Source organism: Micromonospora terminaliae, assembly GCF_009671205.1.
GTDB classification, from domain to species: Bacteria; Actinomycetota; Actinomycetes; order Mycobacteriales; family Micromonosporaceae; genus Micromonospora; species Micromonospora terminaliae.
This window is the reverse complement of record NZ_CP045309.1, coordinates 2,759,016-2,782,398: the sequence shown is the minus strand read 5'-3', so window position 1 is coordinate 2,782,398 and position 23,383 is coordinate 2,759,016. Positions and strand designations below refer to the sequence as shown.

23 protein-coding genes are annotated in these 23,383 nt (G+C 74.3%); 9 read left to right on the top strand and 14 right to left on the bottom strand.

Translation table 11 applies throughout. The features are described from left to right. Positions 1 to 16 precede the first annotated feature (16 nt). From GCE86_RS12520 to GCE86_RS12505, 4 genes are all read right to left on the bottom strand, one after another. On the bottom strand, positions 17 to 136 hold the full coding sequence (locus tag GCE86_RS12520; RefSeq protein WP_091258469.1) for a SapB/AmfS family lanthipeptide: 120 nt from the start codon (positions 134 to 136) through the stop codon (positions 17 to 19). A gap of 62 nt (positions 137 to 198) precedes the next feature. Continuing rightward, positions 199 to 318 carry a SapB/AmfS family lanthipeptide gene (locus GCE86_RS12515; RefSeq protein ID WP_088961894.1) on the bottom strand — a complete coding sequence of 40 codons (120 nt, stop codon included), beginning with the start codon at positions 316 to 318 and terminating at the stop codon, positions 199 to 201. Positions 319 to 391: 73 nt separating this feature from the next. After that, positions 392 to 2,974 carry a class III lanthionine synthetase LanKC gene (lanKC, locus tag GCE86_RS12510; RefSeq protein WP_154227111.1) on the bottom strand — a complete coding sequence of 861 codons (2,583 nt, stop codon included), beginning with the start codon at positions 2,972 to 2,974 and terminating at the stop codon, positions 392 to 394. Positions 2,975 to 3,239: 265 nt separating this feature from the next. Further along, positions 3,240 to 4,097: a S1 family peptidase gene (locus GCE86_RS12505; RefSeq protein WP_154227110.1), complete on the bottom strand. Its 858-nt coding sequence runs from the start codon at positions 4,095 to 4,097 to the stop codon at positions 3,240 to 3,242. A 189-nt stretch (positions 4,098 to 4,286) separates the two neighbouring features. Between GCE86_RS12505 and GCE86_RS12500 the strand changes: the two genes are divergently transcribed. The 4 genes from GCE86_RS12500 (at position 4,287) to GCE86_RS12485 (ending at position 9,674) form a co-directional block, all read left to right on the top strand. Further along, complete coding sequence (locus GCE86_RS12500; protein WP_154227109.1) at positions 4,287 to 7,079, top strand: FAD-binding and (Fe-S)-binding domain-containing protein; 2,793 nt, start codon at positions 4,287 to 4,289, stop codon at positions 7,077 to 7,079. Between the two features lie 24 nt (positions 7,080 to 7,103). After that, entirely contained in the window at positions 7,104 to 7,526 is a 423-nt protein-coding gene (locus tag GCE86_RS12495; RefSeq protein WP_244317283.1) for a glutaredoxin domain-containing protein, read from the top strand. Positions 7,527 to 7,558: 32 nt separating this feature from the next. After that, positions 7,559 to 8,590 carry a nitronate monooxygenase gene (locus GCE86_RS12490; protein WP_244317282.1) on the top strand — a complete coding sequence of 344 codons (1,032 nt, stop codon included), beginning with the start codon at positions 7,559 to 7,561 and terminating at the stop codon, positions 8,588 to 8,590. 217 nt (positions 8,591 to 8,807) lie between these two features. Beyond that, positions 8,808 to 9,674, top strand: coding sequence for an SDR family NAD(P)-dependent oxidoreductase (locus GCE86_RS12485; protein WP_154227108.1), 867 nt, complete (start codon positions 8,808 to 8,810; stop codon positions 9,672 to 9,674). Between the two features lie 80 nt (positions 9,675 to 9,754). Here the strand turns inward: GCE86_RS12485 and GCE86_RS12480 are convergent, their stop codons facing one another. From GCE86_RS12480 to GCE86_RS32350, 5 genes are read right to left on the bottom strand one after another with little or no spacing between them, the layout of a single operon-like run. After that, positions 9,755 to 10,993, bottom strand: a complete 1,239-nt coding sequence (locus GCE86_RS12480) for a styrene monooxygenase/indole monooxygenase family protein (RefSeq protein WP_154227107.1) — start codon at positions 10,991 to 10,993, stop codon at positions 9,755 to 9,757. Positions 10,994 to 11,011: 18 nt separating this feature from the next. Continuing rightward, entirely contained in the window at positions 11,012 to 11,617 is a 606-nt protein-coding gene (locus GCE86_RS12475) for an ATP/GTP-binding protein (RefSeq protein ID WP_204341998.1), read from the bottom strand. Beyond that, positions 11,595 to 11,936 carry a DUF742 domain-containing protein gene (locus GCE86_RS12470; protein ID WP_154227106.1) on the bottom strand — a complete coding sequence of 114 codons (342 nt, stop codon included), beginning with the start codon at positions 11,934 to 11,936 and terminating at the stop codon, positions 11,595 to 11,597. Before GCE86_RS12470 ends, GCE86_RS12475 begins: the two co-directional genes overlap by 23 nt. Positions 11,937 to 11,956: 20 nt before the next feature. After that, the gene (locus tag GCE86_RS12465; protein WP_154227105.1) at positions 11,957 to 12,406 is read right to left on the bottom strand and encodes a roadblock/LC7 domain-containing protein; all 450 of its coding nucleotides are present in this window, start codon (positions 12,404 to 12,406) and stop codon (positions 11,957 to 11,959) included. Beyond that, a complete protein-coding gene (locus GCE86_RS32350; protein WP_154227104.1) occupies positions 12,406 to 13,545 on the bottom strand; it encodes a sensor histidine kinase in 1,140 nt (379 codons plus the stop codon). The genes GCE86_RS12465 and GCE86_RS32350 overlap by 1 nt, the downstream gene beginning before the upstream one ends. 266 nt (positions 13,546 to 13,811) lie before the next feature. Between GCE86_RS32350 and GCE86_RS12455 the strand changes: the two genes are divergently transcribed. Genes GCE86_RS12455 through GCE86_RS12445 form a run of 3 tightly spaced genes read left to right on the top strand, consistent with a single transcriptional unit; the run spans position 13,812 to position 15,184 of the window. Beyond that, on the top strand, positions 13,812 to 14,438 hold the full coding sequence (locus GCE86_RS12455) for an SGNH/GDSL hydrolase family protein (RefSeq protein WP_154227103.1): 627 nt from the start codon (positions 13,812 to 13,814) through the stop codon (positions 14,436 to 14,438). Positions 14,439 to 14,475: 37 nt separating this feature from the next. After that, positions 14,476 to 14,856 carry a VOC family protein gene (locus tag GCE86_RS12450; protein ID WP_154227102.1) on the top strand — a complete coding sequence of 127 codons (381 nt, stop codon included), beginning with the start codon at positions 14,476 to 14,478 and terminating at the stop codon, positions 14,854 to 14,856. Between the two features lie 43 nt (positions 14,857 to 14,899). Next, the gene (locus GCE86_RS12445) at positions 14,900 to 15,184 is read left to right on the top strand and encodes a YegP family protein (protein WP_154227101.1); all 285 of its coding nucleotides are present in this window, start codon (positions 14,900 to 14,902) and stop codon (positions 15,182 to 15,184) included. A 13-nt stretch (positions 15,185 to 15,197) separates the two neighbouring features. Here GCE86_RS12445 and GCE86_RS12440 read toward each other — a convergent pair whose 3' ends face one another. Both GCE86_RS12440 and GCE86_RS32030 read right to left on the bottom strand, forming a co-directional pair. Beyond that, complete coding sequence (locus GCE86_RS12440) at positions 15,198 to 16,307, bottom strand: carboxylate-amine ligase (RefSeq protein WP_154227100.1); 1,110 nt, start codon at positions 16,305 to 16,307, stop codon at positions 15,198 to 15,200. Between the two features lie 187 nt (positions 16,308 to 16,494). Continuing rightward, on the bottom strand, positions 16,495 to 16,839 hold the full coding sequence (locus GCE86_RS32030; RefSeq protein WP_239542448.1) for a hypothetical protein: 345 nt from the start codon (positions 16,837 to 16,839) through the stop codon (positions 16,495 to 16,497). A gap of 117 nt (positions 16,840 to 16,956) precedes the next feature. Here GCE86_RS32030 and GCE86_RS12430 point away from each other — a divergent pair, with 117 nt between their 5' ends. Together GCE86_RS12430 and GCE86_RS12425 are read left to right on the top strand one after the other, a co-directional pair. Continuing rightward, positions 16,957 to 17,577: an L-threonylcarbamoyladenylate synthase gene (locus tag GCE86_RS12430; protein WP_154227099.1), complete on the top strand. Its 621-nt coding sequence runs from the start codon at positions 16,957 to 16,959 to the stop codon at positions 17,575 to 17,577. A gap of 76 nt (positions 17,578 to 17,653) precedes the next feature. Beyond that, on the top strand, positions 17,654 to 19,228 hold the full coding sequence (locus tag GCE86_RS12425; protein WP_244317281.1) for a Na+/H+ antiporter: 1,575 nt from the start codon (positions 17,654 to 17,656) through the stop codon (positions 19,226 to 19,228). Between the two features lie 62 nt (positions 19,229 to 19,290). On the opposite strand, the gene GCE86_RS12420 is transcribed toward GCE86_RS12425, so the two are convergent. From GCE86_RS12420 to GCE86_RS12410, 3 genes are all read right to left on the bottom strand, one after another. Beyond that, positions 19,291 to 20,703, bottom strand: a complete 1,413-nt coding sequence (locus tag GCE86_RS12420) for a glycoside hydrolase family 10 protein (RefSeq protein WP_154227098.1) — start codon at positions 20,701 to 20,703, stop codon at positions 19,291 to 19,293. Between the two features lie 465 nt (positions 20,704 to 21,168). Further along, positions 21,169 to 22,344, bottom strand: a complete 1,176-nt coding sequence (locus GCE86_RS12415) for a zinc-dependent alcohol dehydrogenase (RefSeq protein WP_154227097.1) — start codon at positions 22,342 to 22,344, stop codon at positions 21,169 to 21,171. A gap of 9 nt (positions 22,345 to 22,353) precedes the next feature. After that, complete coding sequence (locus tag GCE86_RS12410) at positions 22,354 to 23,334, bottom strand: SRPBCC family protein (RefSeq protein ID WP_239542450.1); 981 nt, start codon at positions 23,332 to 23,334, stop codon at positions 22,354 to 22,356. Positions 23,335 to 23,383 lie beyond the last annotated feature (49 nt).

Genomic DNA, 23,383 nt, shown 5'->3' with positions numbered 1-23,383 from the left:
CCAGGCGAACTGTCCGTCAGTTGCAGGTGGTGACGCTCAGCGAGCTGTCGCCGCAGAGCAGCAGGCTCGCCTGGCTGCCCCCGCCGTGGTTCTCGGTCGTCGGCAGTTCCATCGCCTGGAGGTCGAGCAGAGCCATGATCCTTCTCCTTCTGTCGTGACGGATGTGTCGGTGGTGGCCGTCGTGGGTGGACGGCCGGGTCACTTGCAGGTGGTGATGCTCAGCGAGCTGTCGCCGCAGAGCAGCAGGCTCGCCTGGCTGCCCCCGCCGGTACGCTCGGCGGCCGGCAGCTCCATCCCCTGGAGGTCGAGCAGGGCCATGTCGTGTCACCTCCTTCGGTGCGCGTCGGGTCGGACCACCCCGGGGTTGCCCCCGGGGAGCTGGTGGGGCCGGTCAGTCGCCGGCCGGTGGGGTGGGCCGGGCGGGTGCCGCGCCGGGCAGTGGCGTGAGGAACGGCAGCCGGCCCGGGCTCGCCGGCCGGGTCGCCGCGAGGGCGCTCAGCACTCCGGCGGTGCCGGTGGCAAGGTCCATGGACAGCCGCAGCAGCTGCTCGCCGGGGAAGGCGATCCCGTCCCGGTAGGGCAGGGCGTGCCAGCTCAGCAGCCGGGCCTGCCGGCGAGCCGGTTCCCGCTCACCTCGTCCGGCCAGGTACGTCACGATCCCGGCGCGGCCGGCGAACAGCCCGGACTGGGCGTAGAACGGAAAGTCGGCGCAGCGGCGGATGTCCTCGGCCGCGCCGCGGAAATCCTCGTCGCCGCGGTGGCGCAGGTACTGGTCGAGCACCAGGCCGATGCCCACGCTGCCCTCGGCGAGGTAGGGCATGGTCCGCCAGCCCTCGTTGACCTCCAGGTGGCCGGCCTCGCGCCGGACGCACCGGCGCAGGTCCTGCCGCAGCGCCGTCGCGGCGTGGTCGAGGAGGCTCTCGTCGTGGTCCAGTTCGTACATCCGCAGCAGCATCAGCGCGGTGCCGGCGCCACCCCGGAGCAGTCCCGCGTACGGGTGGCGGCCGCCGCTGACCTCGGCGACCGATTCCACGTCGCCGAGCCGACCGACGACCACGGCGGCCGCTCGCCGGGCGGCGTCGGCGTACCGCCGGTCGCCGGTGCGCCCGGCGAAGTAAGCCAGGTTGAGCGCGACACCGGACAGGCCGCTCATCAGGTCGTCGCCCAGCTCGGTCCACGGCTCGTCGAGGCAGCGGTCCAGCAGCCGCAGCGCCTCGGCGCGGTGCCCGAGCAGGTCCAGCACGTACGCGACGCCGTGCAGCCCGTCGTAGAAGCCGAGCCGGCTGCCCGACGCGGGTTCCCGCACCCGGTCGATCAGCCATCGCTCGTGCCCGGGGTCGGTGCCGGCGCCGCTGGTGTGCAGCGCCCAGAGCACCCCGGCCGCGCCGTGGGCCAGGTTCAGCCCGCCGTCGGCGCCGGCGAACTGCCGGATGTCGCCGGGGAAGAGCCGGTCGTCGCGGTGCGGGGTGGCGCTCGCGCCGATCGCGGCGGCGAGCCGGTCCCGCAGTGCCGGCCAGTCCTCCGGGTCGGTCCGCGGCCCGACCGGGTGGCCGGGCGTGTGGCCGGTCCCGGTCGCGGCCTCGCCGAGGATCACGGCGACCGACTCGTCGAGCAGCTCGCGGGGGACGGGGAAGTGCTCCGCCACCACCTCGGCCAGGTGGGCGGCCTTCTCGGGCGCCAGCCGGAGCATCGCGGTCAGCGGCAGGAAGAGGGCCAGGCGCAGGCAGGCCAGGGCGTACCGGTCCACGTCGAAGCCGGTCCGGTCGCGGGGCGCGGCGAAGGCCTGGTTGCGCAGTGCCGGCCGGGCGGCCGCCGCGGCGGGGGTCGCGACCTCGAAGTCGACGAGCGTGACGGTCCCGTCGTCGCCCACCATGATGTTGAACATGTGCAGGTCGCCGTAGACCACGCCGTGGGCGTGGATGGCGTCCACCGCCTCGGCGACCTGCCGGTGCAGGTCCAGTGCCCACCGGGTGTACGCCTCCCGGTCGGCGTCGAGGTGGACCAGCGGGTAGCGCTCCACCACCAGCTTGTTCAGGGGGCGGCCGTCGACGAACGGCAGCGCCAGGAACTCGTGGCCGCCGAAGCTGAACTCGTCGTGCACGCGTACCAGGTGCGGCACCCCGGCGAGCCGGCGCAGCGTCTCGGCCTCCCGGCGCAGCCGGGTCACCGCGTCCGCGCCGGTGGCGTCCAGCCCGGCGTGCGGGCGGGCCTCCTTCAGCACCACCCGGTCCCCGGTGCGGGTGTCCCGCGCCTCGTAGAGACCGCCGCCGTTGGAGAAGTGGATGACCTTCTCGATCCGGTAGGGCAGGTCGGTGGTGGTCGCGGCGTTCCGGGCGGCCAGGTGCGGGGCGAGGAAGTCGGGCAGGGTGACCCAGTCGGGCACGTGGAAGACCGGGTCGCGCCGGTCGGGCACCAGCGTGCCGGTGGGGTCCTCGATGGCCGGCACCACCTGGCCCTCCGGCGAGAGGCAGTACCGGGCGGCGAATCCGCCGTAGCGCAGGTACACCGGGCCGTCGCCGTACCGCAGGTCGCTCAGGATGTACGGCCCGGTCTCGCCGTCGAGCAGCGCGGCCAGTTCCTTGGCGGTCAGCTCCAGCTCCGCGTCGTCGCGGGGGTAGACGGTGACGAACTTGCCGCTGGCGGCCCGGCGGGCGTACTTGCTGTTGCGCATGAGCAGCATCCGCGGGCCGCGCAGGTGCTTGAACGGGATGCCGCGGGGCTCGCAGTAGTCCATCACCCGGGTCAGCACCCGCTCGGCGTTGTCCAGCCGGGCCGAGACGTGGATCTTCCAGCCCTGCGAGGGGAGCGAACCGGCGACCGGACCGTGGACCAGCCAGTCGTCCTTGACCTCGCGCTCCCAGCCGGGCGCCGGCGGGCGGTCCGCCGCGTAGCCGGGGGCCTCGACGTCCGAGCTGGCGAGCGAGTCGTAGAACAGCGGATCGACCGCGCAGTACGAGTCGTACCGTTCGTCCATGTCGTCTGCCTCCACCGGCTGATCGGGTGAGGTCAATCCTGCGGACGGCGGAGGGGTGGGCAAAGTGTGATGAGTCATGACCGGCGCGTGATTTTCGCACCCCGAAATCGTGACAACGGCGGAGTTTGAAATCACGAATGCCGCGCCAGCAGTGCGGGTGTGTGCCGCCGGTGCCTGCCGGAACGAGCGAGGACCCGCACCGGCCGAGCCGGTGCGGGTCCTCTGGTGTCGCCGGTGCGGCCGGCGACTGCCGGCCGCGTCGTTCTCAGTAGACAGTCACGCCGTACGCGCTCGCCGCCTCGGTGACCGGCTGGTAGAAGGTGGTGCCGCCGGAGCGGCAGTCACCGCTGCCGCCGGAGGTGATGCCCAGCGCCTTGGTGCCGTCGTAGAGCGGGCCGCCCGAGTCGCCCGGCTCGGCGCAGACGGTGGTCTGGATCATGCCTCGGACCGTGCCGCCGCCCTGGTAGCGGACGGTCACGTTCAACGCGGTCACCGTGCCGCTGTGGGTGCCGGTGGTCGACCCGGTCCGCTTCACCGACTCACCCACCACGGCGTTCGCGGCGGTGTAGCCGCCCGGGTGGCTGAGCGCGGCGTTGTCGTAGCGGACCAGGGCGTAGTCGTTGCCCGGGAAGCTGGAGCTGATGGTCGGGCCGATCAGGGTCTTGAGCCCCGAGTCGGTGTACCAGGTCTTGGCGACGTTGCCGCAGTGCCCGGCAGTGAGGAAGTAGTAGACCCCGGACTTCACCACGTTGAACCCGAGCGAGCAGCGGTAGCCGCCGCCGTAGATGGCGTTGCCGGCCGACAGCAGCGGACGGAAGGTGCCCCGGGCCCGGTCGATCCGGATGGCGCCCGCCGCGGTGCCGGCGCTCTTCTTGACCGCGGCCACCTCGGCGGCGGAGACGCTGTCGTCCGCGGTCACCACGACGCGGCCGGAACCAGCGTCCACACGCCAGGCGATGCCCTGCACGCCGGAGGCCGCGACGGCGGCGTCGGCGCGGGCCAGTTGGTCGGCGGTGAAGCCCGGCGCGGCGGAGGCGGCGCCGGGAACGGCGAAGGCGCCGGCGGCCACGAGGCCGACGGTCGCGGCGAGCAGGGGGGTGAGTCGGCTTCGGCGGATTCTCACGGTCTTCTCCTCGGACGGTGAAGGCCGCCGGTTGCGTCGGCGTCCATGCCGGGTCGCCGGGGTCGACTCGGGGTGTGACCTCGGCGAACGCTGTAGCGGCGAGTATCCACCCGGATCGATGCGGAGACAAGGGGCCGGCGGCGCGTCGCCCGGTTCTGACTAGGGTGGGCTCGGGGAGGTGCGGCGACCATGGTGGAGCTGAGCGGCGACGCGCAGGCGGGACTGGAGGCGGTGGTGCCCGGCGGGGTGGCCACCCGGGCGGCGGACCGGCTCCGGCTGGCTCACGACGCGTCGCACTACCTGCTGCACCCGAGCGCCGTGGTCACCCCGGGCGACGCCGACCAGGTCGCCGCCCTGCTGCGGTACAGCCGCCGCTCCGGCACCCCGCTGACCTTCCGCTCCGGCGGGACGAGCCTCAGCGGCCAGGCGGTCACCGACCGGCTGCTCGTGGACACCCGGCGGCACTTCCGCGACCTCGACGTCCTCGACGAGGGCCGGCGGGTGCGGGTCCAGCCCGGGGTGGTGCTGCGGCAGGTCAACGCCCGGCTCGCCCCCTACGGCCGCAAGCTGGGCCCGGACCCGGCCAGCGAGTCCGCCTGCACCGTCGGCGGGGTGGTCGCCAACAACTCGAGCGGGATGACCTGCGGCACCGAGTTCAACACCTACCGCACGCTGGAGTCGCTGCTGCTGGTACTGCCCAGCGGCATCGTGCTCGACACCGGCGCCCCGGACGCCGACGCCCGGCTGCGCGCCGCCGAGCCGGACCTGCACGCCGGCCTGCTGCGGCTGCGCGACCGGGTCCGGGGCAACCCCGACTCGGTGCGCCGCATCCGCGCCCAGTACGCCATGAAGAACACCATGGGGTACGGCGTGAACGCGTTCCTCGACCACGACGAGCCCGCCGACCTGCTGACCCGGCTGGTGGTGGGCAGCGAGGGCACCCTCGCCTTCGTCGCGGCGGCGACGTTCCGCACCGTACCCGTGCACCGGCACGCCGCGACCGGCCTGCTGGTCTTCGACACCCTGGGCGCGGCGATGGCCGCCATGCCGGCGCTGGTGGCCGCCGGGCCGGCGGCGGTCGAGCTGCTCGACGCCGCCGCCCTGCGGGTCGCCCAGCGGGACCCGCGGGCGGACGCCGCGCTGCGCGGCCTGGCCGTCCGCGACCACGCGGCGCTGCTGGTCGAGTGGCAGGAGTCCGACCCGGAGGCGCTGGCCGAGCGCGTCGCGGCCGCCCGGCCGGTGCTGGCCGACCTGCCGCTGACCACCCCGGCCCGGCTCAGCGGCGAGGCCGCCGCCCGCGCCGCGCTGTGGCACATCCGCAAGGGCCTGTACGCCGCCGTGGCCGGCGCCCGCCCGTCCGGCACCACCGCGCTGCTGGAGGACGTCGCCGTCCCGGTCGACGCCCTCGCCGCCACCTGCGCGGCCCTCGCCGACCTCTTCGACCGGCACCGGTACGAGGAGAGCGTCATCTTCGGCCACGCCAAGGACGGCAACCTGCACTTCATGCTCAACGAGCGGTTCGCCGGCGGCGCCGCCCCGGCCCGCTACGCGGACTTCACCGAGGAGATGGTCGACCTGGTGCTCGGCCACGGCGGCACGCTGAAGGCGGAGCACGGCACCGGCCGGGTCATGGCCCCCTACGTGCGCCGCCAGTTCGGCGACGAGCTGTACGCCGTGATGCGCGAGGTCAAGACGCTTTGCGACCCGGACGGCGTGCTCAACCCGGGTGTGCTGCTCAGCGACGACCCCGAGATCCACATGCGGCACCTGAAGACCGTGCCGACCGTGGAGGAGGAGGTCGACCGCTGCGTCGAGTGCGGCTACTGCGAGCCGGTCTGCCCGAGCCGCGACCTCACCACCACCCCCCGGCAGCGGATCGTGCTGCGCCGGGAGATCGCCGCCGCCCGCGCCGCCGGGGACCCGGCCCTCGCCGGGGAACTGGAGCGCGCCTACGACTACGACGCGGTGGACACCTGCGCCGTGGACGGCATGTGCGCCACCGCCTGCCCGGTCCTCATCAACACGGGCGACCTGGTGAAGCGGCTGCGGGCCGGCCGCAACGGCGGGGTCGCGCAGGCCGGCTGGCGGGGCGCCGCGCGCCGCTGGGGCGCCACCACCCGGGGCATGTCCCGTGGGCTGGACCTGGCCGGCGCCCTGCCGCCCGCGCTGCCCGAGGCGGCCACCCGGGCCGCCCGCGCCGTCCTCGGCGCCGAACGGGTCCCGCAGTGGCAGCGGGACCTGCCCCGGGGCGGCCACCCGCGCCGGCCCCGCCCGGTCGGCGAGCCCGACGCCGTCTTCGTCCCGTCCTGCCTCGGCACGCTCTTCGCCCCGGCGCAGGGCGGCTCCGGCGTGGCCGCCGCCCTGCTCACCCTCGCCGACCGGGCCGGCGTACGCCTGCTCGTGCCCGAGGGGATCGGCAGCATGTGCTGTGGCACGCCCTGGTCCTCCAAGGGCCTCACCGACGGCTACCGGGCGGTGCGCGACCGGGTGCCGCCGGCGCTGCGGGCGGCCAGCCGCGACGGCGTCCTGCCCGTGGTCAGCGACGCCGCCTCCTGCACCGAGGGCTTCGCGAAGCTGCTCGCCGAGGCCGGCGACGTGCGGGTGGTCGACGCCGTCGCGTACGCGGCCACCGAGCTGCTGCCCCGGCTCACCGTGCGCCGCCGGCTCGGCTCCCTCGCGCTGCACCCCACCTGCTCGTCGACCCGGCTCGGCCTGGACGACGCGCTGCTCGCCGTGGCCCGCGCCGTCGCCGACGAGGTGGTGGTGCCCGAGGGCTGGCAGTGCTGCGGGTTCGCCGGTGACCGGGGCCTGCTGCATCCGGAGCTGACCGCGTCGGCCACCCGCGCCGAGGCCGCCGCCGTCGCGGGACGTTCCTTCGACGGGTACGCCTCGGTGAACCGCACCTGCGAGATCGGCATGGCCCGGGCCACCGGGCAGCCGTACCGGCACCTGCTCGAACTGCTGGCCGACGCGACCGCCTGAGCGGGACGGGTAGCATCCCGCGACGTGCTGCGTAGTTGGTGGATGGCCGGCCTCATGCTGGTGGTCGGGGTGGTCGCCGCGGTCCGGGCGTACCACCCGGTGGTGGCTGCCGTCGAGCTCCTGGTCTTCGCGGTCCTGGCGGCGCTCTTCTCGCCGCTGGTGTTCCCGCGGTCGCTGACCGCCGCCGAGGCGCGCGAGCGCAGCGCGCGCGACGGGCGGCCGGTGGTCTACTGGCGGCCCGGCTGCCGCTACTGCCTGCGCCTGCGCCTGCGGCTGGGTCGCCGTGCCGGGCGGGCGCACTGGGTGAACATTTGGCGCGACCCGGACGGGGCGGCGGCGGTCCGAGCGGTCACCGACGGCGACGAGACGGTCCCGACCGTGGTGCTGGGCGACGAGGCCGTGGTGAACCCGGAGCCGGCCTGGCTGCGCGAGCGCCTGCGGTCCTGACGGAGCCGGCTGCGGCCGGGCAGACTGGGGACGTGGACGGGTTGCGGGAACTGCTCGGGGTGGACGTGCCGGTGGTCGCGGCGCCGATGGCCGGCGGGCCGACCACCACGGGGCTGGCGACGGCGGTGGGCGCGGCCGGGGCGTTCGCGTTCCTGGCCGCCGGCTACAAGACGCCGGAGGCGGTCGCGGGGGAGATCGCCGAGCTGCGCGCCGCCGGGCGGCCGTTCGGGGTGAACGTCTTCGTACCCACCCCGGTGCCGGTGACGGAGGCGGACTTCCGCCGCTACGCGAGCCGGATCGCGCCCGAGGGCACGGCCTACGGGCTCGACCTGGCCGCCGCCGCGCGCACCGAGGACGACGACCACTGGGCGGCGAAGCTCGACCTGCTGCGCGGCGACCCCGTGCCGGTCGTCAGCTTCACGTTCGGCCTGCCGCCGGCGCCGGTGGTCCGGGACCTGCGGCGGGCCGGCAGCCGGGTCCTGGTCACGGTGACGGACCCGGCCGAGGCGGCGGCCGCGGCCGACCTCGGGGTCGACGGGCTGGTGGCGCAGAGCGGCACCGCCGGCGGGCACCTGGGCACCTTCACCCCGGACGCCCCGCCGCCGCTGCGCCCGCTGCCCGACCTGCTCGCGTCGCTGGCCGGCCGCACCGGGCTGCCCCTGCTCGGTGCGGGCGGGATCGGCGGTCCCCAGGACGTCCGGGCGGCGCTGGCCGCCGGCGCCACCGGCGTCCTGGTCGGCACGCTGCTGCTGCGCGCCGACGAAGCCGGCACCGGCCGCACCCACCGCGACGCGCTGGCCGACCCGGGCCGGGACCGGACCGTCGTCACCCGCGCCTTCACCGGCCGACCGGCACGCGGGCTGCACAACGACTTCGTCGACCGGCACGAGGCGGCCGCCCCGCTCGGCTACCCGGCGCTGCACCACCTGACCCGGCCGCTGCGCGTCGCCGCCGCCCAGGCGGGCGACGCCGACCGGCTGCACCTGTGGGCGGGCACCGGCTGGCGCGGCGCCCGGGACGCGCCGGTCGCCGACATCCTCACCGACCTGACCCGCACCCTCTGACCACGCCACCGTCGCGCGACCGAGATCAACACCAGCTCGCGGGAGGTGGCGGTGTCCGGGCCCCGCGGAAACCGCCACCTCGCCGAGCCGGCGTCAGTCTCGCCGTGTGCCCAGCTCGCGGGGTCGGGAGGCGGCCGAGGCGGCGATCCCCGGCGGGGCGGGGTGGGACCCGTCTACGGTGCGAGTGGAGGAGCCGGCAGAGCAGGGGGTGGGCGCGATGACCACAGCGCCGCTGTCCGGGCGGGTCGCCGTGGTCACCGGCGCGGCGCGCGGGATCGGCCGGGCCGCCGCTGTGGCGCTCGCCGAGGCCGGCGCGGACGTGGCCGGCATGGACGTGGCCGGGCCGGTGAGCCCGATCCTCGACTTCCCGCCGGCGAGCCCCGACGACCTGGCCGAGACCGGCCGGCGGGTCACCGCGGCCGGGGCGCGCTGGTCCGCGCACCAGGCCGACCAGCGGGACATCACCGCGGTGCGCGCGGTGGCGGCGGCGGTCGAGCGCGAGCACGGCGGCGTCGACGTGCTGTTCGCCAACGCCGGCATCCAGGCGTTCAAGCCCCTGCTGGAGATGGCCGACGCGGACTGGCACGACCAGATCGACGTCAACCTGACCGGCACCGCGAACGTGCTGCGGGTCTTCGCCCCGTTGCTGGTCCGCCGCGGCGGCGGCCGGATCGTGGTGACCTCGTCCACGCAGGGACAGCACGGCACGACGAACGGTGCCGCCTACTCGGCGTCGAAGTGGGGCCTCATCGGGCTGGTCAAGTCGGCGGCGCTGGAACTGGGTGCGCACGGGATCACCGTGAACGCGGTCATCCCCGGCCTGGTCGACACCGCCCTGACCCGGCACCAGGACCGCTACGCGCAGGCCCTCGTCGAGGCCGGGAAGACGCCGTCCGGGGATCCGGCCGCCGACGAGCGGAGCGCGGTCGAGGCGCAGCGGGCGAAGACCCCGTTGGGCGTGCCGTGGGTGCAGCCGGAGGACGTCGCGCCGCTCGTGGTGTTCCTCGCGTCGGACGGCGCCCGGATGGTCAGCGGGACCTCGTTCGCCGCCACGGCGGGCGACAGCGCCCACGTGACCGCCTGACCGGCCCTCGACGCCCGTCCGGCGAGGCTGCGGCGGCCGGAAGCCACCCCCGAGGGCGGCGGCTCCCGGCCACGATGTGGTCAGCCGGCGACCGAGGCCAGGTAGCGCTCGGCCGCCTCCGGGGTGAGGAACCAGTCCCGGAAGTCGTTCGGGTCGCCGAACCCGTTGGCGAACCGGCGGGCCACCGCCGGGTTGCCGGCGGCCGCTCCGAGCACCTGCTGCACGTGCGGCGGCAGCGGTTGCAGCATGGCGTTCGTCCAGCCGGTCACGGCCTCCCCGGTCCCGGCCCAGAAGCGCTCGAAGGTCCGCGTCATCCAGTCCCGGTCGAAGGGCCCGTCGCCGTGCTCCAGGATCGCGCCGAGGTACGCGTACGCGCACTTGGCGGCCGTGTTGCTGCCCTGGCCGGTGATCGGGTCGTTGGCCACCACCACGTCGGCCATGCCCAGCACCAGCCCGCCCGAGGGCAGTTCGGCGACCGCGTGGCGCACCGTCGGGGTGTACCGCCCGGACAGGGTGGCGCGCCCGTCGGTCAGCTCCACCTCGGCGCACCGCTCGTAGATCCACGGCGTGTAGCGGCGGACCAGGTCCAGGGTGAGCTTCAGGTGCTCGGCCGGGTCGCGCCGCTCGGTCCACAGGTCCAGGGGCCCACCGGGCACCGCCTCCCAGAACAGGATCTCGCAGGGACCGGAGTGGGTCAGGGCGGGGATGACGAACAGCTCGCCCAGCCCGGGCACCGCGTTGAAGCTGACGTGCGGCACGGGCAGCAGCGGGTCCGGGGTCATCCCGTGCACGTACGCCACGGCCAGGCCGCGCTGCGGCGCGTCGTACACCGAGCGGGCCGGGTCGCGGTCGAAGACGCCGACCAGATCGCCCTTGCCGGCGGCCACCACGGTCAGGTCGTAGCGGCCGAGCCGGGCCAGGCCGTCGAGGTCGCTGGTCGTCACGGTCTGGTAGAGCACCGTCCCGCCGCGCTGCTCGAACAGTTCCAGCCAGTCGGCCATCTTGATCCGCTGGTCGGTGCTCTGCGCCGGCTCGTCCAGGGGGCAGGGGATGCGCAGCGCCCGCTCGCCGGGCGGCGCGGACAGCGAGACGTGCAGCCCCTCGATCCGGGGCGCCCGGTCCTGCCACCGGTCCAGGCCGTACCGGCGCTCGGTGGCCAGCGCGGGGCCGAACATGGCCTGGGTGCTCATCACCCAGCCCCGGCGGATCTCGTCGGGCGTGCGGGCCGACATCACCGTGACGTCGTACCCTTCGGCCTGCAGGCTCAGGGCGAGCTGGAGCCCGGACTGTCCGGCCCCGACGATCAGGATTCTGCGCATGGTTCCTCCAGGGTTGAGCTACCGCGCCGCGAGCGCGCCCGCGGTGGGCCGGGGGGTGCGGGACATGGCGTGTTCGACGACCGTGAGCAACGCCCGCGCCACCGACGACGGGTCGCGGGCGTCGCAGGCGGTCAGGGGTACGCGGGCCGGCAGCGCGAGCGCGGCGCGGACGTCGTCGAGCGGGTGGTGCAGCACCCCGTCGAAGAGGTTCACGCAGACGACGAACGGCACGTCGCTGTCCTGCTCGAAGTAGTTGACCGCCGGGAACGAGGCCGCCAGGTCGCGGGTGTCGGCGAGCACCAGCGCGCCGACGGCGCCCCGGCACAGGTCGTCCCACATCGGCCAGAACCGGGGCTGGCCCGGCGTGCCGAACAGGTAGAGCACCAGGTCGGGGCCGATGGTGAGCCGGCCGAAGTCCATGGCCACCGTCGTGGTCGTCTTGTCGATGCCAGGGTCGAGCCGGTCGACGGTCTCGCTGGCCGCCGTCATCCACGCCTCGGTGTTGACCGGCGGGATCTCCGAGATCGCCCCGACGCAGGTGGTCTTGCCGACCCCGAAACCGCCCGCGATGACGATCTTCGCCGAGGTCAGCAGCGGGCTGTCAGGCAAGTTTGCGGAGGCCATCGCGCAGTCTCTCCAGGAGGCGGAAGTCGACGTTGTCGTGGTCGCCGTGGACCAGCAGCCGGTCGGTGGCGGCCAGGTCGTCGACGACGACCCGGGTGACCCCCAGCGAGATCCCGCACACCGCGGAGAGTTCGGCCACCGAGCGCGCCGCCCGGCGGGCGTTCTCGTACAGGGAACGGGCCTCGGGCAGCAGCCCGGCGGCGAACACGGCGTCGTAGTAGGGCACCGACACCAGGGTGTGCACCAGCAGCGGTTGCCGGGTGCGGGTGCGGCCGGCGGTCAGCACGTACGGCCGGACCTTCCAGTACCTCAGCGGCATGATCGTCGTCCTCCGGCCGGTCAGCGGGCCTGGGCGGCCGTCATGCGGTGCAGCTCGTGCCGCACGGCCGGCGTGAGGGCGTGCCACACGGCTCCCACGAACTGCGTCATCCGGTAGGACACGACCCGCAGGTCGCAGCCGGGCGCGGCGGCCACGGCCAGGCCGGCCGAGTCGCCCACCCGCATGAACAGCAGGTGCCCGCGGGGCAGCCGGACGGTCAGGTACTCGGCGGAGCCCAGCTCCAGCAGGGCGGCGCTGCGGTCGGCCATGCTGAGCAGGCCGGCGGTCAGCGCGGCGAGCTGGTCGCCCAGGTCGCGGCCGACGCCGCGCGAGGCGGCCAGCTGGAGGCCGTCCAGCGACACCAGCATCGCGTGGTTGACCCCGGGCACGTCCTCGACGAACTGCCGGATCAGCCAGGCGCAGTCGGGCAGCCCGTTGCTCGTGCCGCTTCCCGGGTACGCGTGGGTCATCACTGCCGTCCTTCGTGCTCGGTGGGGGTGCGGGCGTCGCTGACGCCGGCCGCGAAGGCCGCCGTCTCGTCCGGCCACGCCTCGGGCGGGGAGCCCGCGCCGGGGTCGGCCGGGGGCCGGGGCGCCGGGGCCTGGTCGCGGACGCTCCCGGGCACCCGTCGGGGCAGGCCGGTGGTGGGCGGCGGCGGGTCGCCGGCCGGCCCGTCGATGGTGGTGAGCCGGACGGTGGGCCCGTCCGCGCCATGGGGTGCGGCCAACGGCGTACTCCAGGGGTCGGTCCCGGTCCGGGCGGGTGGCCAGGCCGGCGGCGGCGGTGCGGGCGCGGCCGCGGCGGGGATCTCGCACAGCAGCCCGGCGGGTACGGCGACGGTCGCGGTGGTCCCACCGGAGGGCCGGGTGGTGAGCGCGACGCGCAGCTGGTGGGCGCCGGCCAGGTGGGCCACCACGGCGAGCCCGAGGTGGGCCGCGGGGTCGAGGGTGACGGGGGTGGCCGGCCGGCCGCTGAGCAGCGCGTTGAGCTGGGTGAGGTGGTCGGGGTGCAGGCCCACCCCGGCGTCCTCGACCCGCAGCAGGACGCCACCGTCCTCGGTGACGAACGCCGACACGGTCACGGCCGCCGTGGGTGGGGAGAACCGGGTGGCGTTGTCGAGCAGTTCGGTGAGCACCCGGATCACGTCGTCGGCCGCGAATTCGACCACCGCCAGCTCGACGACGTGGCCCACCCGGATGCGCGGGTAGTGCTCGACGGCGGAGGCGGCGGCCCGGACGACGTCGACCAGGGGGACGGTCTGCGGGTCGGCGTCCTCGACCCGGCGGCCCAGCAGCACCTGGAGGTTCTCGGCGTGCCGCCGGATCCGGGTGTTCGCGTGGTCGATGCGGTAGAGCCGCTCCAGGCGTTCCGGGTCCTGCTCGTCGGCCTCGACGGCCTCCAGGTGACTGCCCATCTGGTACGCCGCGGCCAGGATCCGCAGGGCGAACTGGTCGCAGATAGCGGGCCACGGGCCCGGCCCGGGCTCCTCCCGCGGTGGCGGTTCGGGCGTCTCCGGCGGCGCGACGTCCCAGCGGGCGACGGTGGGATCCAGCCAGCGGGCCGCCCGCTGCCGCCAGGTGGTCCGCCGCGTGATGTCCGTGCTTCTCACGAAAAAACCGGCCTGTCCGTGATCTTCGGCTCTGGCATGGTGCAGCAGTCAACCACCGCTTGTGCGCCGATTGCAACGTTGCAGGCCAACTTGGTGAGGTTGTCACACCTCGGTCGCCGCGTTGCCACGGATGTGTGATCGGTTCCGGGCCGCGAAACGCAACAGCCGGACGGCGGATTCTTCCCGGCGGGTCGGCCGCCGTTCGGGCCGCGACCGGCGTGCGGCATGATCACGGAGGATCCGGCACGGGGGAGGGGGACGGGCGGATGACCGTGGAGGTGCCGCGCGGCGGCCGGGTGCTCTTCATCGGCGACAGCATCACCGACGCCGGCCGGGACCGGTCCTGCGGCGACGACCTCGGCACCGGGTACGCCATGATGGCCTCCGCCTGGTTCACGGCCCGCCACCCCCGCCACGGGGCGACCTTCCTCAACCGCGGGATCAGCGGCGACCGGGTACGCGACCTGCGGGCCCGCTGGGAGCCGGACTGCCTGGCCCTCGCCCCGCAGGTGGTGTCGGTGCTGATCGGCATCAACGACACCTGGCGGCGCTACACCCGCGACGACCCGACCAGCGCCGCCGACTTCGCCCGCGACTACCGGCACGTGCTCGAGGCCACCCGGCCGCTGGACGCCCGGCTGGTCCTCGTCGAGCCCTTCGTCGTCCCGCTGGACGACGCGCAGCACGCGTGGCGGGAGGACCTCGGCCCGAAGGTCGCGGTGGTCCGCGAACTCGCCGCCGAGTTCGGGGCGACCCTGGTGGCGGTCGACGAGCTGTTCCAGGCCGCCGGTGTGGACGGCCGGGTGTGGACCCGCGACGGCGTGCACCCGACCCCGTTCGGCCACGCCCTGATCGCCCAGGCCTGGCTGCGCGCGGTCCGCCCCTCGGCCTGACCCTGCCATCGACGCCCGTCGTGGCTAAGCTCGGCGGATGCACCGCTCCCGGCTCTACGCCCTCATCCTCGACGCGCCCCGCGACGCCGCCGCCTCGGCGACCGGGTTCTGGTCCGCGGCGCTCGGCGTGCCGACCCGCACCGACCCGGCCGAGCCCCAGTTCACCGACCTGGTCGACGTGGTGCCGGGGCTGGTCACCGCGGTGCAGTCGGTGGACGACGCGCCCCGCCACCACCTGGACATCGAGACCGACGACGTGGCCGCCGAGGTGGCGCGGCTGGTCGGCCTCGGCGCCACCCCGGTCTCCCGCTGGCTCGACTGCCACGTGCTGCGGGCGCCGGGCGGTCACCTGCTCTGCGTGATCCCGGTGGCCAGCGATCCGGAGCTGTTCGCCGCGACGGCGACCCGCTGGGACTGACCCGGCCCGGTGTCGCCGCCCGTCCTCCGGGTAAGCGCCCGGGATGAAGTTCCTCATCGCCGCCGCCGACACCGGCACCTACGGGTTCACCCTGCTGGACGACGAGGGCCAGGTCATCGCCACCGGCCGGCAGTACCCCGACAAGGCCGCCGCGCTCGCCGTCGTCGCGGACATGATGCGGGAGATCGGCAGCGCCGAGATCGAGGAGCGCGCCGAGCCGGCCGAACCGGCTGCGCCGACCGGGCAGGGCGGGACGCCGCCCAGCCGGACGGTCCGCGGGGAACCCGACCTGGCCCGGATCGGGCGGTCGGGCATCCCGCCCGTCTGACCGCCCGGGTCGCTCAGGCGTCGAGGGTCCGGGCGGCCAGTTCGTCCAGGACCGCCCGGACGTCCCCGTCGGTGTCGGTGAGGATCCGCCGCTGCCGGGTCGCCCCGTTACCGTCGCGGCGCAGCCGGTCGAGCTGGTGGGTCACCAGATCCAGGTCGCCGTAGCCGGCCAGCGCGGGGGCCACGGTGGCGACCAGCTCGTCGATCAGCTCCCAGGCGGGCCGGGACCCGCCCGCGCGCAGGTCGACCAGGTCCCCGTCCACCCCGTCGTGCGCGGCGCGCCAGTGCGCCGCCGCCACCAGGCAGTCCCGGATCCGCGGCGCGGACCGGCCGGCCCGCACGTCCTCGGCGGCCGTGGCGACCAGCGCCCGCAGCAGGCCGGCGACCAGCACGGTGTCGTCCACCGTCGGGCAGACGTCGCCCACGCGGATTTCCACGGTCGGGTAGGCGACGGACGGGCGGGCGTACCAGTAGACCATCTGCGGGTCCAGCATGATGCCGGCGTCGACGAGGTCCCGGACCGTCCGGTCGTAGTCGTCGGCGGACTCGAAGTGCGGGGTCGGACCGACGCTCGGCCACCGGTCGAACTGGATGGCGCGCCAGCTCGCGTGCCCGGTGTCCCGCCCGTCGTGCAGGGGAGAGTTGGCGGTGAGCGCCTGCACCACCGGCAGCCACGGCCGCAGGTGGTTGCAGACCTGCACGGCGAGTTCCCGGTCCGGCACCCCGACGTGGACGTGACAGCCGCAGACCGCCGGGTCGTGCGCCACCGGGCCGAACCGGTGCGACATGGCGCGGTAGCGGTCCTTGTCCGGCACGGAGCGGTGCGGTTCGCACACCGGCGTCGCCGCGACCGCCACGAGCCGTGCCCCCGCCGCCCCGGCCGCCTCGGCCGCGGCCCGGCGGAGCACCACGAGGTGCTCGCGCAGCTCCGCCAGGTCGGCGCAGATCGGCGTCACCATCTCGACCATGCTGTGCCGGAACTCCTGCCGGCTCTGTTCCCGGCTGGGGCCGGACAGCGCGGCGAGCACCCGGTCGGCCACGGGCAGGCTCTGCCCGGTGATGGGGTCCAGGAGCAGGTACTCCTCCTCCACGCCGAGCGTGCAGACCGCCGGGACGGGCGCCACGGGCTCACCTCCGGGTGCGGCGGGCACGCGACGCGGTGGACGCGTCACGGCGTACCGCTCGGGCAGGACGGGCACCGGCGCACCGCGGGGTGCGCCTGCCGCCTCCCTTCGACGGTACGGCCCGTCCGGGCGGCCGGTGGCAGTTTTTCCTGGCCGCCGCCGGGTGAGCCGCGGCCCGGGAGGCCCGTCAGGCGGCGGTGACGGCGAGCCGCTCCGCGCGGTCGGCGGGCACCAGGGCCGTCGACCACCCGGTCAACGGGTCGTCCCGCCCTGACTCCGCGGTCGTCCCGGCCGGCTCCGGGGTCGCCGAGCCGGCCGACGGAGCCGTGCGGCCCCCCTGGGCGGCGCGCAGCCCCTCCTGGGCGTTGTTCCACGCGGCGCACGGCCAGGCCGCTCCGACACAACTCGGGCTCACGCAGATCTGGTCCTCGTCGGGCTGGTGGGCGTCGGCGACCGCCGCGGACAGCCCCCACAACAGCGGATCGGTCACCTCGGCCGGACGGTCGGCGCGGTCTGTGCTGGTTTCGGACATGATCAGGTCCCCCCTCTTCGAGCCGCCCCACTGTTTCCAGAACGCCCGTACGCCAAACCTGGTCACGGGGATCTTTCTCATTCCCTCCGGCCCGGCCGGCGGCATAGGCTGACCGGCGTGGCGAGGTACTACGACCTGCACCCCGACAATCCGCAGCCCCGGGTGCTCCGGCAGGTCGTGGACCTGCTGCGCGCCGACGGCCTCATCGCCTACCCGACGGACTCCTGCTACGCCCTCGGCTGCCAGCTCGGCAACCGCGCCGGGGTCGAGCGGATCCGGGAGCTCCGCCGGCTCGACGATCGGCACCCGTTCACCCTGGTGTGCCGCGACTTCGCCCAGCTCGGCCAGTTCGTCAAGCTCAGCAACGCGGTCTTCCGGCAGGTGAAGGCCGCCATCCCGGGCAGTTACACGTTCATCCTGCCGGCCACCCCCGAGGTGCCCCGGCGCCTGCAGGACCCGCGGCGGCGGGCCGTCGGGGTCCGCGTACCGAAGCACACGGTGACCCAGGCGCTGCTGGCCGAACTCGGCGAGCCGCTGCTCTCCAGCACCCTGCTTCTCCCCGGGGAGGAGGAGCCGCTGACCCAGGGCTGGGAGATCAAGGAGCGGCTCGACCACCTCGTCGACGCCGTGGTCGACGCCGGGGACTGCGGCCTGGAGCCGACCACCGTGGTCGACCTGTCCGGGCCGGAACCGGAGATCCTGCGCCGCGGCGCCGGCGACCTGTCCCGCTTCGAGTAGCGATCGGCCGTTCCACCCCGCCACGGCCCGGCCGTGCGGCACCGTGGGATCCGGCGAACGGTGACGGGGGTACGGCGTGAGCGCACTCGTGCTGATCACGGTGCTCGGCGCCACCGTGCTCGTCGGCACCACCATCGGCGGCCGGTACAGCGTCGCCCCGCCCGTGCTGCTCATCGCCATGGGCGCGGGGCTCGGCCTCCTGCCGATGTTCGACCACCTGATCCTCGAACCCGAGGTGGTGCTGCTGCTCTTCCTCCCGGCGATCCTCTACCGGGAGAGCCTGGTCGTCAGCCTCCGCGAGATCCGGGCCAACCTCCTCGCGATCTCCCTGCTCGCCGTCGCACTGGTGATCATCACGATGGTCGCCGTCGCGTACACGGCGCAGGCGCTCGGCGTCGAGCCGGCCGCCGCCTGGGTGCTCGGCGCGGTGCTCGCGCCCACCGACGCGGCCGCCGTGGCCGGCCTGGCCAAGCGGATGCCCCGCGGCATCCTCACCACGCTGCGCACGGAGAGCCTAGTCAACGACGGCACGGCGCTGGTCCTCTTCGCGGTGGCCGTCGGGGTGATCGCCGGCGGGGCGGTGCCCAACGCGCTCGAGCTGAGCGGCCAGTTCGTCGGCAAGGCGCTCGGCGGGGTCCTGGCGGGCCTGCTCGTCGGTGTCGTGGTCGTCCTGATCCGCAAGCACGTCGACGACCCGATGCGCGAGGGCGGGCTGAGCATTCTCACCCCGTTCGTCGCCTTCCTGCTCGCCGACGCGGTGCACGCGAGCGGGGTGCTCGGGGTCGTGGTCGCCGGCCTGGTGCTCTCCTACGCGGGGCCCCGGGTGATCCGGGCCCGTTCCCGGGTCACCGCGTACGCGTTCTGGGACCTCTCCACCTTCATGATCAACGGCAGCCTCTTCGTGCTGCTGGGCACGCAGGTGCCCCGGTCGCTGCGCAGCATCACCAGCCACTCGCCGCTGGAGTCGTTCGGCATCGCGGTGCTGATCGTCCTGGTCGTGGCCGCCACCCGCATGATCTGGGTGCACCTGTCGGTGGGCGGGTTGCAGGCCCTGGACCGTCGGGAGTCCCGCCGCGCCCGCCGCTTCGACGCCCGGGTCCGCACCGCCGCCGGCTGGGCCGGGTTCCGGGGCGCGGTCTCGCTCGCCGCCGCGCTGGCCGTGCCGGTCACCGCGCACGACGGATCCCCGGTGCACGAACGCGACCTGATCATCTTCGTCACCGTGGTGGTGATCGTGCTGATCATGCTGGTGCAGGGCACCACCCTGCCGGCCGTGGTCAGCTGGGCCCGCCTCACCGGGGATCGGGAGCGGGAGGACGAGGTGCGCTGGGCCCGCATCCGGGCCACCGAGGCCGCCCTGGACGCGCTGCCCGAGGTCGCCGCCGAACTGGGCGCCGACACGGACACCGTCGAACGGCTCCGCGCCGACTACCAGGACCACCTGGCCGACGTCCGCTCCCCGCGCACCGACCAGGCCGACGAGGAGCGCGACATGACCCGGCGGCTGCGGCTCGGCGTGCTGGACCGCAAGCGGCGGGAAATCACCCGGCTGCGCAACAGCAACCAGATCGACGACGCGGTGCTGCGACAGCTCCAGGCGGCCATCGACATCGAGGAGATCCGGCTGCTCGGCCCGGAGCCGGAGGACTGAACACCGGCCGCCGAAGCGGCGGTGGCCCGGCGCGGCCGCAGCCGCGCCGGGCCCTGCGCCGGTCAGCCCGCGGTGCAGGTGGGGGCGCCGGAGGGGGCGGTGCCCGAACCCTGGAAACCGAACTCGGTGCTGCCGCCCGCGCCGACCTGGCCGTTGTAGGCGACGTTACGGAAGGTCAGCGCGCCGCTGGTGCCGCTCGGCTGGGCGTTCCAGGTGTTGACCAGGCTCGCGCCGGCCGGCAGCGTCAGCCCGACCGCCCACCCGTTGAGCGGGGAGGCGCCGGCGGTGACCCGGACGGTGGTGACGAAGCCGCCCTGCCACTGGTTGGTGGTGAACGACGCGGTGCAGCCGTTGCCCGACGGCGGCGGCGTGGTCGGCGGGTTGCTGGTGGGCGGCGTGCTCGTCGGGGTGGTGGGCGGCGGGGTGGTGCCGCCCGAGTTCAGCGCGTCGAGCACCGCCGTGTACGCCGGCTTCTTGTTGCCGTTGCCGTCGAAGAGCAGCGGGGTGCCGCTGGCCCGCCACGAGTCGCTGTCCCGGATGCCCCACACGGTGATGCCGGTGCAGCGGGACACGGCCAGGCAGTCCTTGACGACGTTGCCGTAGGTGGTGGCCTGGGTGGTGCCGGACCCCTCGATGTCCAGCTCGGTGATCTGCACGTCGACGCCGAGGGCGGCGAAGTTCTGCAGGGTGGTGCGGTAGTTGCCCGGGTACGGCGAGCCGCTGTTGAAATGCGACTGCAGGCCGACGCAGTCGATCGGCACGCCACGTGCCTTGAAGTCCTTGACCATGTTGTACACGGCCTGCGTCTTTTCCCAGGTCCAGTTGTCGGTGTTGTAGTCGTTGTAGCAGAGCTTGGCGGCCGGGTCGGCGGCCCGGGCGGTGCGGAAGGCCACCTCGATCCAGTCGTTGCCGGTGCGCTGGAGGTTGGAGTCCCGCCGGCCGCCGCCGCTGTCGGCGAACGCCTCGTTCACCACGTCCCAGGCGTAGATCTTGCCCCTGTAGTGGGTGGCGACCTGGGTGATGTGGTTGACCATGGCCTGGCGCAGAGCGGTGCCGGACAGGTTCTGCGCCCAGCCCGGCTGCTGCGAGTGCCAGGCCAGCGCGTGGCCACGGACCCGCATGCCGTTGGCCTGGGCGTGGCTGACGATCCGGTCGGCGTTGGTGTAGTTGAACTGGCCCTGGGACGGCTCGGTGGCGTCCCACTTCATCTCGTTCTCGGGCGTGACCATGTTGAACTCGCGGTTCAGGATGCCGACGTACGTGGCGTCCGACAGCTTGTTCGCGGCCACCGCGGCGCCGAAGTAGCGGCCCTTCTCCGCCGCCGACGCCCCGAGCGTCGTTCCGGCGCTGGCGCCGGTCGCCAGCGCCACCGTCGCGGCCACCATCGCCACGCCGGCCAACATCGACACCACCGCGGTACGCGGGCGCGACCGGGCCACCGCGCTCCCGCTGCCGCGGGCGAGCATCTTGTCCATCTGGAAGCCTCTCCTAGCCGTTTCGGTGTGGACGGCCGCCCCGATCACTGCCCGCCACGGTGGTCGGCTCGTGCGCGGCCGCCCGGAGGCCGCGCGGGGTGGGGAGGATGCTCCCCGCCACCGTGAGTTGATCGAAGCGAATCTCTGGGGCGAGACTACCGGAACGGTTCCGAAAACTTAACCGCGTCGATGTGCGAGTGACGCGTTCGCGGGGGCTCGGTGACGTGCCTACTGGACCCGGACGGCGGTGCCGAAACTTCCGGGCACGTTGAACCGGCGACGGCCGGCGGGGATGCTGGACCGGCATCGACAAACAACGATAGAGGAGGCATCGCGGATGCGTCGATCGCTCGCCGTCCCGTGACACGCGCCGGGCGGGGGTGCGCACGCCACCCCCGCCCGGCCCGTCCGGTCAGCCGGCGCAGGTCAATCTTCAATACGATGGGCATCGATTGGCGGAAATTCTCAGGGCTTGAGCACCACCTTCAGGCAGTCGTCCTGCTTGTTCTTGAAGATGTCGTAGCCGTGCGGCGTGTCGTCGAGCCGCATGGTGTGGGTGATGATGAAGCTCGGGTCGATCTCGCCCTTGCGGATGCGTTCCAGCAGCGGGCGCATGTAGCGCTGCACGTGGGCCTGCCCGGAGCGCAGGGTCAGCGACCGGTTCATGAACGAGCCCATCGGGAACTTGTCGATGAACCCGCCGTACGCCCCGATCGCCGAGACGGTGCCGCCGTTGCGGCAGGCCAGGATCGCCTCGCGCAGCGCGTGCGGCCGGTCGGTCTCCGCCTTCACGGCCTGCTTCGCCCGGTCGTACGCGTGCAGCGCCGCCGAGGCGTGGTGCCCCTCCATGCCGACGGCGTCGATGCAGACGTCCGGCCCGCGACCGGCGGTCATCTCGCGCAGCGTGTCCAGGACGTCGGTCTCCTCGTAGTTGATGGTGTCCGCGCCGGCCCGGTCCCGCGCGATCCGCAGCCGGTACGGGAACCGGTCGATGACCACCACCTGCTCGGCTCCGAGCAGGAAGGCGCTCACCGTGGCGAACTGGCCGACCGGGCCCGCGCCCCAGATCGCCACGACGTCGCCGGGCTTGATGTCGCCCATCTCGGCGGCCATGTAACCGGTGGGCAGCACGTCGGACAGGAACAGCACCTGCTCGTCCGGCAGGTCGTCTTCGATCTTGAGGGCGCCGACGTCGGCGTACGGAACCCGGACGTACTCGGCCTGCCCGCCCGCATACCCGCCCAGGAGATGCGAGTAGCCGAAGATGCCGGCGGGCGCGTGTCCCATGGCGGTCTCCGCGATCGCCGCGTTCGGGTTGGAGTTCTCGCAGACCGAGTAGAGGCCGCGTTGGCACGAGGCGCAGTCCCCGCAGGCGATGGGGAAGCCGACGACCACCCGGTCGCCGACGCGCAGCCCGTCCCGCGCCCCGGAGCCCAGCTCGACGATCTCGCCCATGAACTCGTGGCCCAGCACGTCGCCGCGCTTCATGGCCGGGATGAACCCGTCGAGCAGGTGCAGGTCGGATCCGCAGATCGCCGCCGAGCTGACCTTGACGACCGCGTCGCGGGGGTTGAGGACCGTCGGGTCCGGTACCTCCTCCACGGCCACCCGGTTCGGTGCCATCCAGCAGTTGGCCTTCACGGTGCCTCCTCACGCGGTCCGGTGGGCCGCCAGCGGGCGGGCCGGACGCTGCTTCGCCTGGGTCTGGATGCTCGTGCCGTCGGGTGTCCCGTCCGACCGTGTGATCTCGCCGGTCTCGATGACCTGCTTGAACCGCCGCAGGTCATCGCAGATCTGCTGCTGCGGGTTCTCGCCGAACGCCTTCGCGACCAGCGAGCCCACCCGGCGGCCCGGCACCGCGTACTCCAGTTCCACCCGCACCTCGGTGCCGTTGCCGCCGGCCGCCGGCGTGAACCGGACGGTGCCCGAGTTGGGCACCCGGGAACCGTCGACGGAGCGCCAGCGGATGAGCTCGTTGGGGCGCTCGTCCACGATCTCCGCCTCCCACTCGACGGTCCGGCCGGCCGGCGCCTTCGCCGACCAGCGGGATCGCCGGGGGCCGGTGGTGATCACCGACTGCAGGTGGTACATGAACCGCGGCAGGTTCTCGAAGTCGTGCCAGAAGCGGTAGACCTCCTCGCGCGTGCGGTTGACCGTCACGGAGCCGTGCGCGAAGCCCTCCGGGTTGCCCCGCCGGTTCCGCGTGGCGCGCACCGAGGCGTAGAGGTCGACGGCGGTGATCCCACCGAGGGCGGCGAGGGTGAGACCGGCCCGCCGGCGCCGCTCGCCGCGCCGGTTGCGGTACGCGCGGCCGGTGGCGACCAGGTCCAGCACGTCGCCCGCCACCCGGGTCCAGGTCCCCAGCCCCGCCCGCCGCGGCACCAGCAGCACCCCGGCGTGGCCGATCTCCCGGACCCCGGCGGCGCGCAACACCGTGCGGGCCGTGCGCGAGTCGTCCACGCCGGCTGCCCGGGCCACCCGGGACCCCGCCGCGAGCGCGGTCACGCCGAGGCCGAGGCTGAACCAGCCCAGGAAGCGGGCCAGACCCTCCGACCTCTGGTCCTTGGTCGCCCGCTGGATCCCGAGATTGTCGGTCACCGAGCGGACCCCCATGGTCGTCTCTCGTGTCATACGTCGTCACCCCGTGTTCGAGAAGGTGTCGGTGACCGTCCCCGCTCGA

What these genes read in the sequence shown, in the direction of transcription:
- GCE86_RS12450 (WP_154227102.1), top strand. Translation starts at nt 14,476, where the DNA reads ATGCACCGCTCCCGGCTCTACGCCCTCATCCTCGACGCGCCCCGCGAC.
- GCE86_RS12455 (WP_154227103.1), top strand. Translation starts at nt 13,812, where the DNA reads ATGACCGTGGAGGTGCCGCGCGGCGGCCGGGTGCTCTTCATCGGCGAC.
- GCE86_RS12475 (WP_204341998.1), bottom strand. Translation starts at nt 11,617, where the DNA reads ATGGCCTCCGCAAACTTGCCTGACAGCCCGCTGCTGACCTCGGCGAAG.
- GCE86_RS12470 (WP_154227106.1), bottom strand. Translation starts at nt 11,936, where the DNA reads ATGCCGCTGAGGTACTGGAAGGTCCGGCCGTACGTGCTGACCGCCGGC.
- GCE86_RS12465 (WP_154227105.1), bottom strand. Translation starts at nt 12,406, where the DNA reads ATGACCCACGCGTACCCGGGAAGCGGCACGAGCAACGGGCTGCCCGAC.
- GCE86_RS12480 (WP_154227107.1), bottom strand. Translation starts at nt 10,993, where the DNA reads ATGCGCAGAATCCTGATCGTCGGGGCCGGACAGTCCGGGCTCCAGCTC.
- lanKC (WP_154227111.1), bottom strand. Translation starts at nt 2,974, where the DNA reads ATGGACGAACGGTACGACTCGTACTGCGCGGTCGATCCGCTGTTCTAC.
- GCE86_RS12445 (WP_154227101.1), top strand. Translation starts at nt 14,900, where the DNA reads ATGAAGTTCCTCATCGCCGCCGCCGACACCGGCACCTACGGGTTCACC.
- GCE86_RS12485 (WP_154227108.1), top strand. Translation starts at nt 8,808, where the DNA reads ATGACCACAGCGCCGCTGTCCGGGCGGGTCGCCGTGGTCACCGGCGCG.
- GCE86_RS12520 (WP_091258469.1), bottom strand. Translation starts at nt 136, where the DNA reads ATGGCTCTGCTCGACCTCCAGGCGATGGAACTGCCGACGACCGAGAAC.
- GCE86_RS12420 (WP_154227098.1), bottom strand. Translation starts at nt 20,703, where the DNA reads ATGGACAAGATGCTCGCCCGCGGCAGCGGGAGCGCGGTGGCCCGGTCG.
- GCE86_RS12515 (WP_088961894.1), bottom strand. Translation starts at nt 318, where the DNA reads ATGGCCCTGCTCGACCTCCAGGGGATGGAGCTGCCGGCCGCCGAGCGT.
- GCE86_RS12500 (WP_154227109.1), top strand. Translation starts at nt 4,287, where the DNA reads ATGGTGGAGCTGAGCGGCGACGCGCAGGCGGGACTGGAGGCGGTGGTG.
- GCE86_RS12410 (WP_239542450.1), bottom strand. Translation starts at nt 23,334, where the DNA reads ATGACACGAGAGACGACCATGGGGGTCCGCTCGGTGACCGACAATCTC.
- GCE86_RS32030 (WP_239542448.1), bottom strand. Translation starts at nt 16,839, where the DNA reads ATGTCCGAAACCAGCACAGACCGCGCCGACCGTCCGGCCGAGGTGACC.